At 65.2% G+C, this 21425-nt stretch carries 16 protein-coding genes and 1 pseudogene; all 17 read right to left on the bottom strand.

Translation table 11 applies throughout. The features are described from left to right. Positions 1-19 precede the first annotated feature (19 nt). The 17 genes and pseudogenes from U0034_RS12585 to U0034_RS12505 all read right to left on the bottom strand — a co-directional run bounded on the left by U0034_RS12585 (position 20) and on the right by U0034_RS12505 (position 20974). Positions 20-2458, bottom strand: a complete 2439-nt coding sequence (locus tag U0034_RS12585) for a 3-hydroxyacyl-CoA dehydrogenase/enoyl-CoA hydratase family protein (RefSeq protein ID WP_085227936.1) — start codon at positions 2456-2458, stop codon at positions 20-22. 107 nt (positions 2459-2565) lie between these two features. Further along, positions 2566-4353 carry an acyl-CoA dehydrogenase C-terminal domain-containing protein gene (locus tag U0034_RS12580; RefSeq protein WP_085227935.1) on the bottom strand — a complete coding sequence of 596 codons (1788 nt, stop codon included), beginning with the start codon at positions 4351-4353 and terminating at the stop codon, positions 2566-2568. 262 nt (positions 4354-4615) lie between these two features. After that, a pseudogene (locus U0034_RS12575) lies at positions 4616-5206 on the bottom strand (TetR/AcrR family transcriptional regulator); the annotation flags it as partial. A gap of 315 nt (positions 5207-5521) precedes the next feature. Then, positions 5522-6769: a phospholipase D-like domain-containing protein gene (locus tag U0034_RS12570; RefSeq protein ID WP_085227934.1), complete on the bottom strand. Its 1248-nt coding sequence runs from the start codon at positions 6767-6769 to the stop codon at positions 5522-5524. Next, entirely contained in the window at positions 6766-7242 is a 477-nt protein-coding gene (nudB, locus tag U0034_RS12565; RefSeq protein WP_085227933.1) for a dihydroneopterin triphosphate diphosphatase, read from the bottom strand. Before nudB ends, U0034_RS12570 begins: the two co-directional genes overlap by 4 nt. A 122-nt stretch (positions 7243-7364) precedes the next feature. Continuing rightward, on the bottom strand, positions 7365-7730 hold the full coding sequence (locus tag U0034_RS12560) for a hypothetical protein (protein ID WP_085227932.1): 366 nt from the start codon (positions 7728-7730) through the stop codon (positions 7365-7367). A 128-nt stretch (positions 7731-7858) separates the two neighbouring features. Beyond that, a complete protein-coding gene (aspS, locus tag U0034_RS12555; protein ID WP_085227931.1) occupies positions 7859-9661 on the bottom strand; it encodes an aspartate--tRNA ligase in 1803 nt (600 codons plus the stop codon). A 60-nt stretch (positions 9662-9721) separates the two neighbouring features. Continuing rightward, entirely contained in the window at positions 9722-10372 is a 651-nt protein-coding gene (locus U0034_RS12550) for a DUF502 domain-containing protein (protein ID WP_085227930.1), read from the bottom strand. A 137-nt stretch (positions 10373-10509) separates the two neighbouring features. After that, a complete protein-coding gene (locus tag U0034_RS12545; RefSeq protein ID WP_085227929.1) occupies positions 10510-10860 on the bottom strand; it encodes an FmdB family zinc ribbon protein in 351 nt (116 codons plus the stop codon). A 134-nt stretch (positions 10861-10994) separates the two neighbouring features. After that, entirely contained in the window at positions 10995-11669 is a 675-nt protein-coding gene (locus tag U0034_RS12540) for a methyltransferase domain-containing protein (protein ID WP_085227928.1), read from the bottom strand. 108 nt (positions 11670-11777) lie between these two features. Next, positions 11778-13358 (bottom strand): ubiquinone biosynthesis regulatory protein kinase UbiB, encoded by a 1581-nt coding sequence (gene ubiB, locus U0034_RS12535; protein ID WP_085227927.1) that lies wholly within the window; start codon positions 13356-13358, stop codon positions 11778-11780. Positions 13359-13371: 13 nt separating this feature from the next. Next, entirely contained in the window at positions 13372-13998 is a 627-nt protein-coding gene (locus tag U0034_RS12530) for a ubiquinone biosynthesis accessory factor UbiJ (protein WP_085227926.1), read from the bottom strand. Between the two features lie 117 nt (positions 13999-14115). After that, positions 14116-15066, bottom strand: coding sequence for a Tim44 domain-containing protein (locus U0034_RS12525; protein ID WP_085227925.1), 951 nt, complete (start codon positions 15064-15066; stop codon positions 14116-14118). Positions 15067-15147: 81 nt separating this feature from the next. Beyond that, positions 15148-15879: a bifunctional demethylmenaquinone methyltransferase/2-methoxy-6-polyprenyl-1,4-benzoquinol methylase UbiE gene (ubiE, locus tag U0034_RS12520; RefSeq protein WP_085227924.1), complete on the bottom strand. Its 732-nt coding sequence runs from the start codon at positions 15877-15879 to the stop codon at positions 15148-15150. 122 nt (positions 15880-16001) lie between these two features. Beyond that, complete coding sequence (locus U0034_RS12515; RefSeq protein WP_085227923.1) at positions 16002-16415, bottom strand: gamma-butyrobetaine hydroxylase-like domain-containing protein; 414 nt, start codon at positions 16413-16415, stop codon at positions 16002-16004. 57 nt (positions 16416-16472) lie between these two features. Then, positions 16473-16901, bottom strand: a complete 429-nt coding sequence (locus U0034_RS12510) for an HIT family protein (protein ID WP_085227922.1) — start codon at positions 16899-16901, stop codon at positions 16473-16475. A 50-nt stretch (positions 16902-16951) separates the two neighbouring features. Then, entirely contained in the window at positions 16952-20974 is a 4023-nt protein-coding gene (locus U0034_RS12505; RefSeq protein WP_085227921.1) for a DUF3683 domain-containing protein, read from the bottom strand. Between the last annotated feature and the right edge of the window lie 451 nt (positions 20975-21425).

Below are 21425 nucleotides of genomic sequence, written 5' to 3'. Positions count from 1 at the left end.
CTCCTCAATGCGGCTCTCGTTAATTGCGCACCGGCTTGCCGGTCTGCAGCATGCCCATGATCCGCTCCTGCGTCTTTTGCGTGCCGAGCAGATCGACGAAGGCGCGCCGCTCGAGCGTGAGCAGCCATTCCTCGTCGACGAGGCTGCCCGCCTCGACTTCGCCGCCGCAGACCACCTCGGCAATACGCGACGCGATCAGGAAATCGTGCGCGGAGATGAAATTGCCGTCGCGCATGTTGACGAGCTGTGCCTTGATCGTCGCGATCGCGGAGCGGCCGGCCACCGGAATCTGCTTGGCCGGCAGCGGCGGGCGGTAGCCCGCTTCGGCAAGCGCGCGGGCTTCCTTCCTCGCCGTGTGCAAGAGTTCGAAGACATTGAAGACGATCGTGTCCGACGGCTTCAGGTAGCCCATCTGGCGAGCCTCGAGCGCGGAGCCCGAGACCTTGGCCATAGCGGCGTTCTCGAACGACTTCGAGAGGAACTTGAGCAGCTCGCCGTTGGAAGCGCCGACAGCGGCTGCCGCGTCGGCTGCCCGCAGCGCTGCTTCCTTGAGGCCACCGCCCGCGGGCACGAGCCCGACACCCACTTCCACGAGGCCGATATAGCTTTCGACGTGCGCGACGCGCTTCGCGCTATGCAGCAGCAACTCGCAACCGCCGCCGAGCGCAATGCCGGACACGGCCGCCACGACGGGCACGTTGGCGTATCTGACACGCAGCATGCCCTGCTGGAACTTCTTGACGAATGGCTCGATTCCCTTCGCGCCGCCCATCATGAAGGCCGGCATCGCCTCCTCGAGGTTGGCGCCTGCGGAGAACGGGCCGCCGGGCGTGCCGAGCTTGAGCGACGTCGGCTGCCAGATCACGACGGCCTTGTACTCCTTCTCCGCCAGCTCGATCGCCTGCACGAGGCCGTCGATGACGCTCGGCCCGATGGTGTTCATCTTGCTCTTGAACGAAACGATGACGACATCGTTCTCGCCGGCTCGCTCGTCCACCCAGGCGCGAACCGTCTCGGTCTCGAAGAGCGTCTTGCCGTAGGTCCTGGGATCGGCAGCGGTCTCGCCGACGAGCGGTGCGCGGAAAAGCTGCTTGTCATAGACAGCCAGCTTCGAGCGCGGCACGAACGCCTTCGCCGCGGGCGACCACGACCCTTCGTTCGTATGCACGCCGCCTTTCTCGGCCACGGCGCCTTCGAAGACCCACGCAGGCAGCGGCGCCTTGGCGAGTGCCTTGCCCGCGGCGATGTCTTCGCCGACCCATTCGGCCACCTGCTTCCAGCCCGCAGCCTGCCAGCCCTCGAACGGACCGTCGTTCCAGCCGAAGCCCCAGCGGATCGCGAGATCGACGTCGCGCGCGTTGTCGGCGATCGATTCGAGATGCACGGCAATGTAGTGGAACACGTCGCGGAAGATCGACCAGAGGAACTGCGCCTGCGGATGCCCGGATTCGCGCAAGAGCTTCAGGCGCTCCTCGGGCGGCCGCTTCAGGATGCGGCCGACGAGCTCGTCGGCCTTGGCGCCGCCCTCCACGTACTGCCCGGCCTTCGGATCGAGCACCTTGATGACCTTGCCTTCCTTCTTGTAGAAGCCGGCCCCGGTCTTCTGCCCCAGCGCGCCTTGCTGCACCAGTTGCGCGAGCACGGCCGGCGTCTCGTACACGGGCAGGAAAGGATCGTCGGGCAGATTGTCCTGCATCGTCTTGATCACGTGCGCCATCGTGTCGAGGCCGACCACGTCCGCCGTACGGAACGTTGCGGACTTCGCGCGGCCCAGGCGCGAGCCCGTCAGGTCGTCGACCTCGTCGAAGCGCAGCCCGAACTTCGCCGCCTCGGCCATCACGGCCAGGATCGAGAACACGCCCACGCGGTTCGCGATGAAGTTCGGCGTATCCTTGGCGCGCACGACGCCCTTGCCGACCACGCTCGTGAGGAACGTTTCGAGGTCGTCGAGAATCTGGGCGCGCGTGTGCGCGGTCGGAATCAGCTCGACGAGGTGCATGTAGCGCGGCGGGTTGAAGAAGTGCACGCCGCAAAAGCGCGATTTCAGTTCGTCCGAAAAACCATCGGATAGCTGCGTGATCGACAGGCCGGATGTATTGGAGGCGAAGATCGCGTGCGGGGCCAGATGCGGCGACACCTTCTTGTAGAGATCGTGCTTCCAGTCCATGCGCTCGGCGATCGCCTCGATGACGAGATCGCATCCGGCGAGCAGGCCGAGGTCGTCCTCGTAATTGGCCGGCTCGACATAGCGCGCGTCGTCCTTGATGCCGAACGGCGCGGGCGACAGCTTTTTCAGATTCTCGATGGCCTTCAGTGCGATGCCGTTTTTCGGACCTTCCTTGGCTGGAAGGTCGAACAGCAGCACAGGCACCTTGGCATTGATGAGGTGCGCCGCGATTTGCGCGCCCATCACGCCGGCGCCGAGCACGGCCACCTTGCGAACGATCAGATTGCTCACGTCAATTCTCCCTCGGAGTCATGCTTTCCCCGGCACGGCGGCGCGCGTTTCGAGCGAGCTGCGCCTGCCGGACGATAACTGGCGCGCACGGGTCGCGCCGCACGCCATCAGAACAATGCTTCGTCGATTTCCATCAGCGTCTTCGAACCGGCGCGCGCCATGCGGATCGTTGCGGCCGTCTCGGGCAGCAGCCGGGCGAAGTAGAAGCGCGCGGTCGCCAGTTTGGACTGATAGAACGGATCGCCCGACGCCTGCTTGTCGAGGGCGATGCGCGCCATCCGTGCCCAGAAATACGAGAACACGAGATGGCCCACCGTGCGCAGATACGGCACGGCGGCCGCACCCACTTCGTCGGGGTTCTGCATCGCCTTCATGCCGATTTCCATCGTCAGCTTCTGCACCTTCTCGCCGATGTCGGCGAGCGGATTGACGAACTCCTGCATCTCCGGCTTGATGCCCTCGGCCTCGACGAATTCGGTCACGATCCGGCCGAACTTCTTGAGCTTCGCGCCCATGTCGCCGAGCACCTTGCGCCCGAGCAGATCGAGCGCCTGCACGGCGTTCGTGCCTTCATAGATCATGTTGATGCGCGCATCGCGCACGTACTGCTCCATGCCCCACTCGGAGATGAAGCCGTGGCCGCCGAACACCTGCAGCGCGTGATTGGTGCACTCGAATGCATTGTCGGTCAGGAAGGCCTTGATGATCGGCGTGAGCAGCGCAACGAGTTCGGCCGCTTCCGCGCGCACGGTTTCGTCGGCGTGCGAAAGCTCCTTGTCGATCTGCAGCGCGGACCAATACGAGAACGCGCGCGCGCCCTCCGCGTAAGCCTTCTGCGTGAGCAGAATGCGGCGCACGTCCGGGTGCACGATGATCGGATCCGCGGGCTTGTCCGGCGCCTTCGGGCCCGTGAGCGAGCGCATCTGCAGCCGTTCCTTCGCATAGGCGAGCGAGTTCTGGTACGCCACTTCGGTCAGGCCGAGGCCTTGCATGCCCACGCCGAGGCGCGCCGCGTTCATCATCACGAACATCGCCTGCAGGCCGCGATTCGGCTCGCCGACGAGCCAGCCTTTCGCGTTGTCGAGGTTCATCACGCAGGTGGCGTTGCCGTGAATGCCCATCTTGTGCTCGATCGAGCCGCACTTGATGCCGTTGCGCTCGCCGGGCTCGCCCGCTGCCGTGGGAATGAACTTCGGCACGATGAAGAGCGAGATGCCCTTGGTGCCCGGGGGAGCATCGGGCAGGCGCGCGAGCACGAGGTGCACGATGTTTTCGGCAAGGTCGTGCTCGCCGCTGGAGATGAATATCTTGGTGCCGGTGAGCGAATAGGCGCCGTCGCTCGTCGGTTCGGCCTTCGTGCGAAGTATGCCGAGATCGGTGCCGCAGTGCGGCTCGGTCAGACACATCGTGCCGGTCCACGTGCCCGCCACGAGCTTGGGCAGGTAGACGCGCTGCTGCTCGGGCGTGCCATGGGCATGCAGGCATTCGTAGGCGCCGTGCGAGAGCCCCGGATACATCGTCCACGCCTGGTTCGACGAGTTGAGCATCTCGTAGAGCGCGTTGTTGACGAAGGCCGGCAGCCCCTGGCCGCCGTATTCCGGATCGCAGCCCAGCGCGGGCCAACCGGCCTCCACGTACTGGCTATAGGCCTCCTTGAAACCCTTAGGCGTACGGACGACGCCGTCGCCTTCGTAGGTGCAGCCCTCGCGGTCGCCGCTCTGGTTGAGCGGGAACAGCACCTCCGAGCAGAACTTGCCGGCCTCCTCGAGCACTTGATTGATCGTCTCGGCATCGAGCTCGGCGTGCTTCGGCATGCCTTTGACTTCGGCTTCGACGTTGAGCAGCTCGTGCAAGACGAATTGCATGTCGCGCAGCGGCGCGGCGTACTGACCCATGACTCCCTCCCAAAGGTTGCATCGACGAATTCGACCGTTGCAGGGCGGGTGCCGATGACGCCCGCTAACGGTTTTCGCCCCCTGATAAACCGCTCCCACGCTCACTGCGTTCGCTGCCCCCTCCCCCAAGGGGACTTCCTTCGGGGCGCGAGGGGGCATCAGTGCGCTTGGGGCGGCCCGGCTCGCACTGATTCGAACCGCCCCCACGCTCACTGCGTTCGCTGCCCCCCGAGGGGGCATCAGTGCGCTTGGGGCGGCCCGGCTCGCACTGATATGAACCAATCGTTTTTTCCACCGCGGCCCACGTCAGACGCACCGCATCGGGCAGATGCAGAAAACGCGCGTCGTGATGCAGACCGAGCGTGAAGCTATACAGTTCGAAGAGCATCAGGTGCGGATCCGTATCCGCCCGCAAATGCCCTTCCTCCACGGCTTGCGAAATGGCGCGCAGCAACGCGGCACGCCAGGTCGTCACGCTCGCCACCAGTTGCTCGCGCACCGGGTTGTCGCCGCGATCGTCATACTCCACCGCGCCGCTGATGTAGATGCATCCCGTCATCACTTCCTGGATGCGCTTCTCGATCCAGCGGCTCCACATCGCACGCAAACGAGGCAACCCTCGCGGCTCGCGCAGGCTCGGGAAAAACACCTCCTCCTCGAACCGGCGGTGGTACTCGCGCACCACCTCCACCTGCAAATCCTCGCGCGAGCCGAAATGCGCAAATACACCGCTCTTGCTCATCTGCATGCGCTCGGCCAGCAGACCGATCGTCAAACCCTCGAGCCCATCGCGGCTCGCCAGATCCAACGCTGCTTCGAGAATCGCGGCACGCGTCTGTTCACCTTTTCGCATGGCCTATACCGTTCTTGTCACTCTGCCCGAGACCGCACCCAAGCCTTGAAACCTGGCCGCAATCGACACGGGCGAATCGAAAAATAGAACGGCCGTACTATTATTGAGCGCGGCCGTCGTTCGAAACAAGGACTTTATTAGAAAGCCGGGTCTAACCTGACGCCTCCGGCATGGCGGTCCCGTTCCCCGCCCTCGCCGCCCTCGCCGCGGTTCTCCGGCATGCGCTCGTCCTCATTCTTGCCCCCATTCTTGTCCCTTTTCCCGCCGGGCCGATACAGAGGGGTTTTGCCGATTGCAGGCTATGCGCCGCGCACATCAATCGTACCCTCCGACCGTGATCAGCTTCATGACCGCGCGATAGGTCGTGTACGCCAGCCAGTTCATGAGCCGCTCGGCAAGCGGCCGTGCGGCGTAGCGCTGGCCGTCGATCGGGCGGGCGTCCTCGAACGCCGCCAGAATGGCGCTGCGCAGCGAAGCAATTTCCGGGTGCTCGACCAGAACGACATTGGCTTCGTGGTTCAAGACAAGACTCAGCGCATCGAGGTTCGACGAACCGACCGTCGCCCAGTTCGAATCGACGACTGCAACCTTGGCATGCAGCATCGTTTTTTCGTACTCGCCGATCCGTACTCCGGCCGCGAGCAGTCTGCCGTACAGATGCGGCACCGCGTAGTCGAGTGCCGCGAACTCCTTGCGTCCGACGATCACCCGCACGTCCACCCCTCGCCGAGCGGCCCGTACGAGCGCGCGGCGCATCTTGCGGCCCGGCATGAAGTAAGGATTGGCCACCAGAATCTCATGGCGCGCGCGGCCGATCGCCACCAGGTAGGCTTTTTCGATGGCGCGCCGGTTCACGATGTTGTCGCGCGCAATGAACGCAATGGCCGGCTCGCCCAGCGCTGGGGCGGAACTTCGGCGGCCGCGCGCCGCCGCCCAGGCAGGCGGCAACCACGCGCGCGGGTGCAGGGCGTCGAGCGAGGGGGGGCGATGACCGGATTCGATGCGCTGCCACTGAATGTCGAAGGCCGAGCCGACTTGCGCGACGACCGGGCCCGTCAACTCGAGCGCGAAGTCCCAGCGAGGGAATGGCAGAAGGGTTCCGTTCGAATCGTAGTCATCGACAATGTTGATGCCACCGCAAAAAGCGACGCGGCCATCGACGGCAGCGATCTTGCGGTGCGTGCGCGAAAAGCCAAAACGACCGAACAGATGAGGGTTGTAGATCCGATGCTCGACGCCCGCCTCGCGCCACGGGTCGAAGAGCGCGAGCCGCCCCGTGCCGATGCCGTCGGTGATGACACGTACGCGCACGCCGCGCCCCGCCGCACGCATGAGGGCCTCGGACACAGGCCGGCCCGCATCGTCGTCGCAAAAGATGTAGGTCTCGAGCGCCACATCGCGCTCGGCCGCGTCGATCGCGATCACCAGTGCGGCGAAATAGTCGTCGCCGGTGCTGAAGAGGCGAACGCCGTTGTTGATGGTAAAGGCGAGACGTGCCGAACGTCGCCGCGAAACGAGCGCGGCACCGAGCCGGACGAACGACCGCTCGCTGCGCCGGCTCATGCGCGCGGCGGGCGCATGCGATGCGGCAACTGCAGGATCGCGTCGCGGTTCGAAGACGAGAAGCAGCGCGCTGCCGCCTGCTCGTGGGGCAGCCAGAGATAGGCCGTATGTTCGCGTGGCGCGAGCGTTACCTCGACACGGCCCGGCACTTCGAGTCCGAACCAATGCTCGACGTTGCGCGTAACGCCCTCGGCATAACGATGGCGCCAGATCGGATAGATCTCGTATTCGATGCTTTCGCCCCAGTCGGCGAGGGCGGCGAACGGCACGGCCGCGCTACCTACGACGATACCCGTTTCCTCCGCCACCTCGCGCGCGGCCGTCTCGACGAGCGGCTCGTCGATGCGGTCCTTCGAACCCGTTACCGATTGCCAGAAGCCAGGCCGGTCGGCGCGCTCGATGATGAGGACTTCGAGCGCGGGCGTGTAGATAACGACGAGAACGGACTCTGGTATTTTCGGCGGTTTTTGCATGAACTTGCGACGAAAAGAACGAAACGGACACCGCCCCCCACGCGAGGAACGCGCGGCAGGGTTGCCTCATCGAAACACGACAGGCGCGCGACAATGCGCATCTTAGCAATGCTCCGCGTTCTTCAGCGGCACCCGAGCTGTCGATAACGGGATTCGAGTCGCGCACGCTTGCCGAACGGATTGGCAGCAACCGGCGGCCGGCGTTGTGCGCGGACGCCCGGCACAGCCATATCCTCTTGATCGCGAAGGATCGTTGCGTCGGTCATCGAAGCACGCAGCGCAAGGCATTCCCCGGCTTCCTCCGTGCCACCTTTTGCCACGACGCCCGATGCCGCGCGCACCACATTGCGTTCGGTCGGACTGGCGTACCGATAACCTGACGTCGCGCTCGACGCATGGGCGGTAGGGACGGCGACGCACGCGCGGGCGTCGGTCGAAGCGCCCGGGAAGCCGAACAGCAGGAGAAGCAACAAGAGCACCGGGCGCATGAGCAGGCATGATCGTGGGAAGGTGCGATCGAATATAACGCCGCCCGTCACGCACACGCCCATCACACGAAAAAAGGCGCCGAAGCGCCTTTTTTGATGCCGTATGCGACGCTCGCGTCGCGCGGCGCTCAGGCCTTCGGCTGCTCGGGCTGACGCAGGCGGATGTGCAACTCGCGCAGCTGACGCTCGTCGACGGCGCTCGGTGCCTGCGTGAGCAGACATTGCGCGCGCTGCGTCTTCGGGAAGGCGATGACGTCGCGGATCGAATCGGCACCCGCCATCATCGTCACGATGCGATCGAGCCCGAATGCGATACCGCCGTGCGGGGGCGCGCCGTATTGCAGCGCGTCGAGCAGGAAGCCGAATTTCGCGCGCGCTTCCTCGGCTCCGATCTTGAGGGCGCGGAACACCTTGCTCTGCACATCCTCGCGATAGATCCGCACCGAACCGCCACCGATCTCCCAGCCGTTGAGGACCATGTCGTACGCCTTCGCGAGGCAGCGGCCCGGATCCGTCTCGAGATACTCGAGGTGCTCGTCCTTCGGGCTCGTGAACGGATGGTGGGCAGCAACGTAGCGCGCCTCTTCCTCGTCGTACTCGAACATCGGGAAGTCGACGACCCACAGCGGCTTCCAACCCTGCTCGACGAGGCCGTTCGCCTTGCCGAACTCGGAATGGCCGATCTTCAGACGCAACGCGCCGAGGCTGTCGTTGACGACCTTTGCACGATCTGCGGCGAAGAAGACGATATCGCCGTCCTGCGCGCCCGTGCGCTCGAGAATGGCTGCGATCGCGGCGTCGTGCAGGTTCTTGACGATCGGGCTCTGGAGGCCGTCACGGCCCTTGGCCACTTCGTTGACCTTGATCCAGGCGAGGCCCTTCGCACCGTAGATGCGCACGAATTCCGTGTAGCCGTCGATATCGCCGCGCGTGAGCTCCCCGCCCTTCGGCACGCGCAGCGCCGCCACACGGCCGTCCTTGGTGTTGGCCGGCGTGCTGAACACCTTGAACTCCACGTCCTTCATCGCGTCGGTGAGTTCGGTGAATTCCAGCTTCACGCGCAGGTCGGGCTTGTCCGAGCCGAAGCGCGCCATCGCCTCGCTGTACTGCATGACGGGGAACTGATCGTCGAGCTCGACGCCGATCGTCTCCTTGAAGACGTGGCGAATCATCTGCTCGAAGAGATCGCGGATCTCCTGCTCCGAGAGGAACGACGTTTCGCAGTCGATCTGCGTGAATTCCGGCTGGCGATCGGCGCGCAGGTCTTCGTCGCGGAAGCACTTGACGATCTGATAGTAGCGATCGAAGTTCGCCACCATCAGCAGTTGCTTGAAGAGCTGCGGCGACTGCGGTAACGCGAAGAACTGGCCCGCATTCACGCGCGACGGCACGAGATAGTCGCGCGCGCCTTCCGGCGTGCTCTTCGTGAGCATCGGCGTTTCGATGTCGAGAAAACCTTGCGCGTCGAGGTATTTGCGCACTTCCATCGCGACGCGATAGCGCAGACGCAGGTTGTGCTGCATCTGCGGACGGCGCAGGTCGAGCACGCGATGCGTGAGACGCGTCGTTTCCGAGAGGTTGTCGTCATCGAGCTGGAACGGCGGCGTGACGGACGCGTTCAGCACCGTCAGCTCATGGCAGAGCACTTCCACCTTGCCGCTCTTGAGACCCGCGTTCACCGTGCCCTCGGGACGGCTGCGCACGACGCCGACCACGCGCACGCAAAACTCGTTACGCACGCCCTCGGCCACCTTGAACATGTCGGCGCGGTCAGGGTCGCAGACCACCTGGACGAGGCCCTCGCGATCGCGCAAGTCGATGAAGATGACGCCGCCATGGTCGCGCCGGCGATGCACCCATCCGCACAGCGAGACGGTTTGGCCCATCAGGTGTTCGGTCACCAGACCGCAGTATTCAGATCTCATCGACATGGTGTTCAGCTTTCGTTTGCATGATTGAGCAAGGTGCACGGCACGCCGGTGCGCCTCGCATTAAAGGGGAGGCTCCACGGGCCGCCGCACGGGCGCGGCCGGCGTAGCGAGCGCGGGGGCGACGACGCCCATCGAGACGATGTACTTGAGCGCCGCGTCGACGGTCATGTCGAGTTCGACCACTTCGCTTTTCGGCACCATCAGGAAAAAGCCGGAGGTCGGATTCGGCGTGGTCGGCACGTAGACGCTCACGTGCTCCTCTTTCAGGTGATTGACGACGTCGCCGCCGGGCGTGCCCGTCAAAAACGCGATCGTGTAGGAGCCCCGCCGCGGGTATTCGATCAGGAGCGCCTTGCGGAACGCATTGCCGCTGCTCGAAAGCAGCGTGTCCGACACCTGCTTCACGCTCGTATAGAGCGGCCCGACGATCGGAATGTGACGCAGGATAGCGTCCCACCACGTCACGAGCTTCTGACCGACGAAATTTTGGGTGAACAGGCCGACGACGAAGATGAACGCGAGCGTCAGCAGCGCGCCTATGCCAGGCAGATGGAAGCCGAACAGCTTCTCCGGCTGCCAGGATGCGGGCAGCAGCAGCAACGTCTGGTCCATCGTGCTGATGATGAGCCCCAGCACCCACAGCGTGATAGCCAGGGGCACAAGGACCAGCAGACCGGTAAGGAACACGGATTTGAGCGTCGTCTTCTTCATGTATACCGCCAGAAAACCGCGACAGAAAAGTTCGGCGCGGCGCGCCGCACTCGTGGGCGGCAAACCTGCGACGGCGCCCGGACGGTGTTCCTGCCGGCTCGCCGCCGCGCTGACCGTCCGAACTCGGCCCGGCGGACTTAAGCGTCCGCCGTGGACGAGGCGGCCGGGGCCGGGCTCGACGCCGCGGTGCTCGACTCACCGCCGGCCGGCTTGGCCGCGCCCGACTCGCCACCGCCCGCGGCGGCCGCATTGTCCGAGCCGGACGCACCGCCGGACGTACTCTTCGAGCTGCCGGAGCCGTTGGAGCCGCCGCGGAAATCGGTGACGTACCAGCCGGAGCCCTTCAATTGAAAGCCCGCGGCAGTCACCTGCTTGCGGAATGTCTCGCCCTGACATTCAGGGCACTGAGTGAGCGGTGCGTCGCTCATCTTCTGGAGCACATCTTTCTCGAAGCCGCACGCTTCGCAACGGTAGGCGTAGATCGGCATGGTTCTCTTCCCGACAATTCCGACGAAAACGGTTCAAAGCTAGCAAAGCGTTGAATTATAGCCGCAATCGGTCATCGCCCGGATGTCGGAGCGGGACCGGCGCGAGTCGTCAGATGGGGGCAACCGGCCTGAATTCAAGTCCGCGCCGCATCGGCCGCCGCGATCGGAGTGGCCCGCGCCTGACGCCTGCGCCACGTAAGCCAGCGCTCGCGGCCCGCGAAAACGGGGAGCGAGTCGTCGACGGCTTTGTCCTCGATCAGCTCGAAGTACGGCAAAAAGAGCGTTTCGAGCGTCTCGCGCGCAATACCGAACGGCGGCCCCTTCGGCTCCTGGCCGAAAAAGAAGAAACCGGCCAGAAGCCCTCCGGGCGCGAGCAGCGCGGCCATCCGTTCCACGTACTCGACGCGGCGCGCCAGCGGCAGTGCGCAGAAGAACGCCCGCTCGTAGATCCAGCCCGGCTGAAAGGGCGGCTCGTAGGCGAAGAAATCGGCCTGCTCGACAAGCTCGGCGAAAGCACCGAGCCGCGCGCGGGCCGCGGTTACGGCGTCGGCCGAAAAGTCGATCGCGCGCACGAGCCATCCGGCCTTGGCCAGCCACAGGGCTTCATGCGCGCTGCCGCATCCCGGGATCAGCACGGGGACCGGCGTCGTACGCGTCACGAACTCGGCGAACGCCCGCTGCACGCCCGCCTGATCCCAGGGAGTGAAGCCCTTGCGGAACCGCTCGTCCCAGAACGCGGCGGTGGCAGGGTCGCGCGTGTCGAACGCCGGTGCCGCCCCGGCCGGCGGCGGGGTCTTACTTCCGGTCATGGCGAAACCTCGACGCGGCCGGATGCGGAACGCCGCAACCGCGAAACGGAGCCGGAATCGGGCGCCATAGCGCGCTCACATGCCATAGCGCGACCGGATGCCATGATCTCACGCGCCATAAGCCAGTACGAGCCAGACGCGCGCGATCACCGCACCGAAGCCCACCGCCACGCCGAAGAGCAGCAGCGCCTGCAAGAGCCGGTTCGTTCGCCTCTGCTCGGCTATCAGCATCTGCATGACCAGATCCTGCGCGGCAGCCCGGGGCGTGTCGTGGTGGTCGGCAAGTACTTTATGGACGAGGCGCGGCAGTTGCGGCAGAGTCTTGCTCCACTGCGGCGCCTCCACCTTGAGTCGCTCGTACCAGCCGCGAAGCCCGATCTGCTCGTTCATCCAGCGCTCGAGATAGGGCTTCGCCGTTTTCCAGAGGTCGAGCTCGGGGTCGAGCGAGCGACCCAGTCCTTCGACGTTGAGCATCGTCTTTTGCAGCAGCACGAGCTGCGGCTGGATTTCGACGTTGAACCGTCGCGACGTGGAGAAGAGCCGCAACAGCACCTGCCCGAGGGAAATGTCCTTGAGCGCGCGGTCGAAGTAGGGCTCGCACACCGCGCGGATCGCGCTCTCGAGCTCCTCGACGCGCGTGGTCGGCGGCACCCAGCCCGACTCCAGATGCAGCGTGGCTACGCGATGGTAGTCGCGCTTGAAGAAGGCGAGGAAGTTTTGCGCCAGATAGTTTTTGTCGAAATCCGACAAGGCGCCGATGATGCCGAAATCGAGTGCGATATAGCGCCCGAAATGAGCCGGATCGAGGCTCACCTGGATGTTGCCGGGGTGCATGTCGGCGTGGAAGAAGCCGTCGCGAAAAACTTGCGTGAAAAAGATCTCGACGCCTTCGCGCGCAAGCTTCGGAATATCGACGCCAGCTTCCCGCAGCGTCTCCACCTGGCTGATCGGCACGCCCACCATGCGCTCCATCACGAGCACGTTCGGCGTACAAAACTCCCAGTACATCTCGGGCACGAGCAGCAGATCGAGGCCGGCGAAGTTGCGCCGCAACTGGCTGCCGTTGGCCGCCTCGCGCATGAGATCGAGTTCGTCGTGAAGATACTTGTCGAACTCTCCCACGACCTCGCGCGGCTTCAGGCGCTTGCCGTCGGCCCAGAGCCGCTCCGCCCAGACGGCCAGGTCGCGCAGCAGTGCGAGATCGGAATCGATGACGGGCAGCATGTTCGGCCGGAGCACCTTGATGGCGACAGGCTTGCCCGCATGCTGCCCGGCCCTCACCTTCGCGAAGTGCACCTGGGCGATCGACGCGCTCGCCACCGGCACGCGCTCGAACTCGTCGAACAGGACGTCGACTTTCGCGCCGAGCGCCTTCTCGATGAGGTCGATGGCCACAGCCGAATCGAACGGCGGCACCTGGTCCTGCAATTTCGCCAGCTCGATCGCCACTTCGGCCGAAAGCAGGTCGCGCCGCGTGGAGAGCACCTGCCCGAACTTGACGAAAATCGGCCCCAGGCTTTCGAGCGCAAGGCGCAGCCGGACCGCCGGCGGTGCCTTGAAGCGGCGGCCGATTGTGCCGATGCGCAGCAAAAAGCGCACGCGACGGTCGTTGATGCGGGCGAGCATCATCTCGTCGAGACCGAAGCGGATGACGGTGAAAACGATCTTTATGAAGCGCAGCAAACGCATGGGCGATTCCGTCCTAGCGCACGAGGCGGGGAGCCGCGGCGCTGCCCGAACCGGCGCGCGCCTCCAGACGCTCGACGCGTTTTTCGAGGCGCGCCAGCGCATCGCGCGAGCGCGCGAGTTCGGCGTTGAAATCCTCGAGCGATGCGCGTCTCACGAGCTGGGGGTTTTCATCGAGCAAGTACTCGGCTGCGGCGTCGCGCAGATTGCGCGCACTGCGCGCCGCCTGGCTGCCGGCCGTGCGCACGAGTGCGGCGAGCCGGTAGGCGGGCGCGTCGCCGATCAGCTTCGCGAGATCCTCCTCGGGTTCCCAGCGCAGATGCTCGGCGAGCTTGCCGATCAGTGTGGCGAATTCGGCGTCGCCCTCGATCTTGACGTGCTTCATGACGGCGGCCTGACCGCCCTCGATGAACGCGGCAACGGCATCGGCGGGCACGGCCAGCGAGACGTCGGGCTCATGCGCCTCGGCTTCGTCTATGGCGGCGAGATGGCCATCCGGCTGAACGACGAGCGTCATCGCGATGGTCGAAAACACGAGCCGCGCGGTCTTGCCCGCGTAGGGCGCAAGGCGCGCTCGAGCCCACGATTCGCGGGCGAGCAGGTGATTGACGGCGGCGGCAAAAGGCTGGGCAGCGAGGATCATCGGGCTCGGAACGAAAGAAGCCCGCGCAGGCGGTAGCCTGAGCGGGCCTCTATTGTAGCGTTCGTTGGCGCTCCGACTGGCTGAGCAAGAGCGCCGCAGCGCGAAACGCCGCTAGGTTCAGTGATGCGCGGTCTGGCTGATGCCGGCCAGAAGCCAGCCCTCGTTGCCTCGCGCCTGTTTCGAAAGGTTCCAGATCTCCTCGAACGGCTCGGCGGAACCGCCTTCCGTTTCGCGGATGAGCCCGGTAAATCGCACGCTCGCCAAGTACTCGGTACCGCGGTCTTCGACGCCCAGCACGTCGGCATCGAGCTGCACGACGTCCGTCTGGTTGCGCACCTTGCCGCGTGCATCGATGTCGATCTTCAGCTCGGCGAACATTTCGGGCGTCGTAAATTCGCGGATGTCGGCCATGTTGCCCTCGTCCCACGCGGCTTGCATGCGTACGAAGTGGACCTTGGCGTTGCGCACGAATGCTTCGGCGTCGAAGCCGGCAGGCAGCGCTGCCTGCGTGGAGAACTCCGGCGCCGTTCGAGCGGCTGCCGGCGATGCGCCGCCGAAAGCGGCCGGTGCCTGCATGCGTTGCCGCGCGAAATCATGCGCGTCCATGCCGGTGCCACCGGCGTAGGCCGCAGCCGGTTGCCGGCGCCCGCGCGAGGTGAGCTTGCGGATGAGCCAGATGCCGGCCATCGCCAGCAGCGCGATCACGATCACGTTCGCCATCATGCTCGCGAATGCACCGCCGAGACCGAAGTGCGACAGCAGCGCCGCGATGCCGAGCCCCGCCGCCAGACCCGCGATCGGCCCGAGCCAGCGCGAGCGCTGGGTGGCGGGCGCGGGTTGCGCGCCCGGCGTGGACTGCGTGCGCTGCGCCTGGGAGGGCTGTGCCGATTGCATCATCGGCTGCTGGGTCGACTGCTGCGTCGGAGACGAGGGCGCGGACTGCGTCGTCTGGGTCTGGCGCCCGACCGTCCGCCCTCCTCCAAGCCGTTTCGCCTCTGCATCGAGCGATCCGACGGTGCCGACGGCAATGACGGCGACGACGGCGGCGAGCCCAAATCGCCTCGCCAACGGCTTGGAAAGTTTATTGAAAGCTGAGGGAAGCGGGTCGGTCATTTAAAAATCCCCTATGAAAACAATGAGTTGATGGCGCTAATACTTCGTCGCCACATGCAAGGCTACCACGCCAGCTGACAAATTGTAATATTTGACGGCGTCGAGCCCTGCTTGTTCCATCATCGTCTTCAGCGTTTCCTGATCCGGATGCATGCGGATCGACTCCGCCAGATACCGGTAGCTATCGGCGTCGCTCGCAAATTTCTGGCCCAGCCACGGCAGAACCTTGAACGAATAGACGTCGTAAGCTTTCTTGAGCGGCTCCCACACTTTCGAGAATTCGAGAACCATCAGCCGCCCGCCCGGCTTGAGCACGCGCCGCATTTCGGCCAGCGCGACCTCCTTGCGCGTCATGTTGCGCAACCCGAAAGCCACCGTCACCACATCGAAGTAGTTGTCGGGAAAAGGAATTTTCTCGGCGTCGCACAGCAGGGCGGGCGTGATTACACCATCGTCGAGAAGGCGATCGCGCCCCACGCGCAGCATCGATTCGTTGATGTCGGTCAGCCAGACCTCGCCCGTCGGGCCCGCCTTTTTCGCGAATGCCTTCGCGAGATCGCCGGTGCCGCCCGCGATGTCCAGCACTTTCGCGCCGGGTCGCACGTTCGCCTGCGCGATCGTGAACTGCTTCCAAATCCGGTGCAGCCCGCCCGACATCAGATCGTTCATCAGATCGTAGTTGGAGGCCACCGAGTGGAACACGCCGGCGACCCGCTTTGCTTTTTCTCGTTCGTCGACGGTTTCGAAGCCGAAGTGCGTCTTGCTCATCGCGAATATCCTCCGCTCATTCTCACATTCTCAATTTGACTTGCGCCCGGGCCGCCAGCGGGCTTCCTGCCCGGCGCGACCTGCGGGCGCGTGTGTTTTTCGTGCCAGCCTCAGTGCCGGCCTCAGTGCCGGTGGCCGTGCGGCGGGCCGCTCGCGGGCATCGGCGCATCGCGCTCGAGCCCGGCCGCCGCGAGCTTCGCCAGATACTCGCGCCAGAACGTCTCCTGACGCGTGGCAAGGTCGTACAGCAAATCCCACGAATAGATGCCCGTTGCGTGGCCGTCGGAAAACGTCGGCTGCAGCGCGTAATTGCCGACACCCTCGAGCGAGACGATCGTCACGTCGCGCTTGCCCGTTTGCAGCGTCTCCTGACCGGGGCCATGCCCGCGCACCTCGGCGGAGGGAGAATAGACGCGCAGCAGCTCGAAAGGAATACGGTAGCTCGCGCCGTCGGCATATTGCAGCTCGAGCACGTGCGATTTGGCATGGACGACGACGCCCGTGGGTACGGGCGTGTCGTGGGTGAGTCCGCTCATGGCTGTCTCGCTGTCTGAGGGAGTGATTTCGCGCCGCGCCCGGTCTCGGGCACGCCCTTAAGCGAGCGCCGCCTCGATCTCCCGGCGCACCGCATCGCCGAGCAGCGTCGCCTGCGCGCGCCGCGACGACAGCAGCGCCTCGGATACCGAGCGCTGACGTGGCGCCCATACCGGCAGCGGAAAATGCGCGTCGTTCGAGAACCGCGGGATGACATGCCAGTGCACGTGCGGCACCTGGTTGCCGAGGCTGGCAAGATTGACCTTGGCCGGCTGCAGCACGCTGCGCTGGGCTCGCTCGACGCCATAGACCGCCCGCATCAGGCGGTCGCGCTCGCGGTCGCTCAGATCCGAGAATTCGGCAACGTGGGCGTGCCATATCACGCGGCAAAAACCCGGGTAATCGTGCTCGTCGGCAAGCACGACGCGCATCGCATCATCCTGCCAGAGCACGACCCCGCCTTCCTCCCGGCAAAATACACAGTCCATCGTCGTCCTTTTTCCGGCGCCCGGCACCGATGATCGTTCAATGAGCGCTATTAGACCAGTACGCGCTCGATCCCGCCATCGTTCGCCTTGCGGACGTAGTCCGCCATCCAGTTCTCGCCGAGCACCTCGCGCGCCATTTCCACGACGATGTAATCGGCCTCGATGCCGGCGTCTTCGTTATAGCGCGACAGCCCCTGCAGGCACGACGGGCAGCTCGTCAGGATCTTCACGTCGGGGCTCGCCGCCGTTTGCGGACGCTCGGCCGCGCCCGCGTCGACGATCGGCAGCGCGCGCAGTTTTGCCGCACCCTTTCTGATCTCCTCTTCCTTGCGAAAGCGCACCTGCGTGGAGATGTCGGGGCGTGCCACCGCGAACGTGCCCGATTCGCCGCAGCAGCGCTCGTTCTTCTCGATCTTGTAGCCGTCCTTCTCCGAGCCCATCAGCTCGTTGACGAGCTTGACCGGATCGATCGTCTTGATCGGCGTATGGCACGGGTCGTGGTACATGTACCGCGTGCCCTTCACGCCATCGAGCTTCATGCCCTTTTCGAGCAGGAATTCGTGAATGTCGATGATGCGGCAGCCCGGGAAGATCTTCTCGAATTCATAGCCGGCCAGTTGGTCGTAGCACGTGCCGCACGAGACCACGACCGTCTTGATGTCGAGATAGTTGAGCGTGTTCGCCATGCGGTGAAAGAGCACGCGGTTGTCCGTGACGATCTTCTCGGCCTTGTCGTATTGACCGGCGCCGCGCTGCGGGTAGCCGCAGCAAAGGTAGCCCGGCGGCAGCACCGTCTGCACGCCGGCTTCCCAGAGCATGGCCTGCGTGGCGAGCCCCACCTGCGAGAAAAGACGCTCGGAGCCGCAGCCCGGGAAGTAGAACACCGCCTCCGAATCGACCGTGGTCGCCTTCGGATTGCGGATGATCGGCACGATCTTGTTGTCTTCGATGTCGAGCAGCGCGCGCGCCGTCTTCTTCGGCAGGTTCCCCGGCATCTTCTTGTTGACGAAGTGGATCACCTGCTCCACCAAGGGCGGCTTGCCGGTTGTCGCCGGGGGGTGCGCCGTCTGCTTCCTGGCGAACTGCTTGAGAATGTCGTTGCCGAGGCGCTGCGCCTTGTAGCCGATGCCCATCATCGCGGTACGCGCCACGTTGATGGTCTGCGGATTCGTCGCATTGAGGAAGAACATGCCCGCGGCCGAGCCCGGGTTGAACTTCTTCTTGCCCATCTTGCGCAGCAGGTTGCGCATGTTCATCGAGACGTCGCCGAAATCGATCTTCACCGGACACGGCGTCACGCACTTGTGACAGACCGTGCAGTGATCGGCCACGTCGTTGAATTCGTCCCAGTGCTTGATCGACACGCCGCGGCGCGTCTGCTCCTCGTAAAGGAACGCCTCGATCAAAAGCGAGGTGCCGAGGATCTTGTTGCGCGGGCTGTAGAGCAGGTTCGCGCGCGGCACGTGCGTCGCGCACACGGGCTTGCATTTGCCGCAGCGCAGGCAGTCCTTCACCGAATCGGCGATCGCGCCGATGTCGGACTGCTGCATGATCAGCGACTCGTAACCCATCAGGCCGAAGCTCGGCGTGTAGGCGTTGCGCAGGTCCGCCCCCGGCAGCAGCTTGCCCTTGTTGAAGCGGCCTTGCGGGTCGATCCGCTCCTTATAGGCGCGGAATTCGGCGATCTCGGCATCGGTCAGGAATTCGAGCTTCGTGATCCCGATGCCGTGCTCGCCGGAAATCACGCCGTCGAGCGCGCGCGCGAGCTTCATGATGCGCTCCACCGCCGCATGCGCATCCTGCAGCATCTCGTAGTTGTCCGAGTTCACCGGGATGTTCGTGTGGACGTTGCCGTCGCCCGCGTGCATGTGCAGCGCCACGAACACGCGGCCGCGCAGCACGCGCTTGTGAATCGCCTGCGCCTCGTCGAGGATCGGCTTGAAAGCCCCGCCATTGAAAATCTGGCGCAGCTCGGCGCGAATCTCCTGCTTCCACGACACCCGCACCGTGCGGTCCTGCGTCACGTCGAACACGCGCGTGTCCGCCTGAGCGTCGACGCGATCGGCGAACTTTTCGGCCAGCGCCTCGTAGCCGAGCTGCACGAGGGTGTGCTGCGCCTCGGCAAGCGGCATGTCGAGGTGGTCGCGCAGAAAGATCCAGCGCGCGCGCACGCGGTCGAGCAGTTCGAGCGCCTGCTGAACGCGGTCTTCGAGCAGCTCCGCACTCGGGATATCGTTGGCGTCGTCGGTCTTGCCGAGCGGCAGCTTGCCCGCCTTGAAAAACGCCTCGAGCGCGTCCACCAGCTGCAGCTTGTTCTTGATCGACAGCTCGATGTTGATGCGCTCGATGCCGTCGGTGTACTCGCCCATGCGGCCAAGCGGAATCACGACGTCTTCGTTGATCTTGAACGCGTTGGTGTGCTTGGCGATCGCCGCCGTGCGGCTGCGGTCGAGCCAGAAGCGTTTGCGCGCCTCGGCGCTCACGGCCACGAAGCCCTCGCCGCTCTTGCCATTGGCCATGCGCACCACGTCGGAGGTGGCCTTGGCGACGGCGTCGGCATCGTCGCCCACGATATCGCCGATCAGCACCATCTTCGGAAACGCGTTGCGCTTGGACTTCGTCGCATAGCCCACCGCGCGCAGATAACGCTCGTCGAGGTGCTCGAGGCCCGCCAGGATCGCGCCGCCGTGCCGCGACGTCTCGAACAGGTAGTCCTTGATCTCGACGATGCTCGGGATCGCCTCGCGGGCCTGCCCGAAGAATTCGAGGCAGACTGTGCGCGTATGCGCCGGCATCTTGTGCAGAACCCAGCGCGCCGACGTGATCAGGCCGTCGCAGCCCTCCTTCTGCACGCCGGGCAAGCCGGCGAGGAACTTGTCGGTCACATCCTTGCCGAGCCCTTCCTTGCGAAAGCGCCGCCCCTCGATGTCGAGCGTCTGCGTGCGCAACAGCCGCTCGCCAGGCGCGCGCTCGCCGTCGAACCATTTGAGCTCGAAGCGGGCCACGTCGACATCATGGATCTTGCCGAGATTGTGGCCGAGACGCGTGACTTCGAGCCAGTTGCCGTCCGGGTCGACCATGCGCCACCAGGCGAGATTGTCGAGCGCCGTGCCCCAGAGCACGGCCTTTTTGCCGCCCGCGTTCATGGCGACGTTGCCGCCGATGCACGAAGCGTCGAGCGAGGTCGGATCGACGGCGAAAACGTAGCCGGCCGCCTCGGCGGCCTCGGTCACGCGGCGCGTGACGACGCCCGCTCCGGAGAAGATCGTCGGCACCTTGCGGGCGACGCCGGGCAACTCGGTAAGCTCGACGGCGCCGAGCTGCTCGAGCTTTTCGGTGTTGATGACGGCCGAGAACGGGGTGAGCGGTACGGCGCCGCCCGTGTAGCCCGTGCCGCCGCCGCGCGGGATGACAGTCAGCCCCAGTTCGAAGCAGGCCTTCACGAGACGCGCGATTTCGGCCTCGGTATCGGGCGTGAGCACGACGAACGGGTATTCGACGCGCCAATCGGTCGCATCGGTCACATGCGAGACGCGCGCGAGACCGTCGAAGCGAATATTGTCCTTCTGCGTGCAGCGGCCGAGCACCTTCGTCGCGCGGCGGCGCAGATCGGCCGTGGCCGAGAACTCCCCGGCGAACGCCTCCACGGCGCGGCGCGCGGCCACGACCAGCGTCTCGACGCGCGACGAGCGCTCGAGGCCCGCCTCGTCGTCGTGTTCGACGAGATCGGCACGGCGGCGCTTTTCGATTTCGTTCAGACGGTGGTTGAGCGCCTCGATCAGCAGCGCGCGGCGCTTCGGGTTGTCGAGCAGGTCGTCCTGCAAATAAGGATTGCGGCGCACCACCCAGATGTCGCCCAGCACCTCGTAGAGCATGCGCGCCGAGCGGCCAGTACGGCGTTCGTTGCGCAGTTCGTCGAGAACGGCCCAGGCCTCCTCGCCGAGCAGACGCATGACGATTTCGCGATCGGAGAAGGAGGTGTAGTTGTAGGGAATCTCGCGCAGGCGCGGCTCGGGATCGGCAGCCGTCGCGGCGGCGGCTCCGTGCGGATCGAATACTTGCGGTGCGTTCATGGTCGGACGGATCGATGGGCCGGCCGCGCCTGTGGTCGAAGGCACGAGCGGCGATGCGCTTCACGCGCAATTTTTGGAAACTGGGCTTTGTGAGCGATGGGGAGTCGCACGGCGCGGCACCGGCGAGCCTTCGCGGGTCAGAGGCTCAAGCCCGGCACGATCGCGATTGACGAACGTGCCGCTCCGCCGCGGGGCGCGTTTCTCGCGGTGCGGGGAGCAGATGGGCGGTCCGAGGGTGCCAGCACATTTTCCGGTCCTGGTTTCAAAACAGGATTCTACCGCATGCCGCCGGGCGGCGCTGACGCCCGGAACCGGTGCAAGGCGACGGGCGACGGGCGGCAGCTTTACGGCTCCCGCCGGCGCCGCCCGGGCGCCCCACCCGAGGGCAGCGGGCGCCGGCCGCGCCGAAAAGCCCGCCGTTGGCGCTATCATTGTCGTTTCCCCATTGCCG

This window comes from Trinickia caryophylli (assembly GCF_034424545.1).
GTDB lineage: Bacteria > Pseudomonadota > Gammaproteobacteria > Burkholderiales > Burkholderiaceae > Trinickia > Trinickia caryophylli.
This window is presented reverse-complemented; position numbering and strand designations above follow the sequence as displayed.

What these genes read in the sequence shown, in the direction of transcription:
- U0034_RS12580 (WP_085227935.1), bottom strand. Translation starts at nt 4,353, where the DNA reads ATGGGTCAGTACGCCGCGCCGCTGCGCGACATGCAATTCGTCTTGCAC.
- U0034_RS12570 (WP_085227934.1), bottom strand. Translation starts at nt 6,769, where the DNA reads ATGAGCCGGCGCAGCGAGCGGTCGTTCGTCCGGCTCGGTGCCGCGCTC.
- nudB (WP_085227933.1), bottom strand. Translation starts at nt 7,242, where the DNA reads ATGCAAAAACCGCCGAAAATACCAGAGTCCGTTCTCGTCGTTATCTAC.
- U0034_RS12560 (WP_085227932.1), bottom strand. Translation starts at nt 7,730, where the DNA reads ATGCGCCCGGTGCTCTTGTTGCTTCTCCTGCTGTTCGGCTTCCCGGGC.
- aspS (WP_085227931.1), bottom strand. Translation starts at nt 9,661, where the DNA reads ATGTCGATGAGATCTGAATACTGCGGTCTGGTGACCGAACACCTGATG.
- U0034_RS12550 (WP_085227930.1), bottom strand. Translation starts at nt 10,372, where the DNA reads ATGAAGAAGACGACGCTCAAATCCGTGTTCCTTACCGGTCTGCTGGTC.
- U0034_RS12545 (WP_085227929.1), bottom strand. Translation starts at nt 10,860, where the DNA reads ATGCCGATCTACGCCTACCGTTGCGAAGCGTGCGGCTTCGAGAAAGAT.
- U0034_RS12540 (WP_085227928.1), bottom strand. Translation starts at nt 11,669, where the DNA reads ATGACCGGAAGTAAGACCCCGCCGCCGGCCGGGGCGGCACCGGCGTTC.
- ubiB (WP_085227927.1), bottom strand. Translation starts at nt 13,358, where the DNA reads ATGCGTTTGCTGCGCTTCATAAAGATCGTTTTCACCGTCATCCGCTTC.
- U0034_RS12530 (WP_085227926.1), bottom strand. Translation starts at nt 13,998, where the DNA reads ATGATCCTCGCTGCCCAGCCTTTTGCCGCCGCCGTCAATCACCTGCTC.
- ubiE (WP_085227924.1), bottom strand. Translation starts at nt 15,879, where the DNA reads ATGAGCAAGACGCACTTCGGCTTCGAAACCGTCGACGAACGAGAAAAA.
- U0034_RS12515 (WP_085227923.1), bottom strand. Translation starts at nt 16,415, where the DNA reads ATGAGCGGACTCACCCACGACACGCCCGTACCCACGGGCGTCGTCGTC.
- U0034_RS12510 (WP_085227922.1), bottom strand. Translation starts at nt 16,901, where the DNA reads ATGGACTGTGTATTTTGCCGGGAGGAAGGCGGGGTCGTGCTCTGGCAG.
- U0034_RS12505 (WP_085227921.1), bottom strand. Translation starts at nt 20,974, where the DNA reads ATGAACGCACCGCAAGTATTCGATCCGCACGGAGCCGCCGCCGCGACG.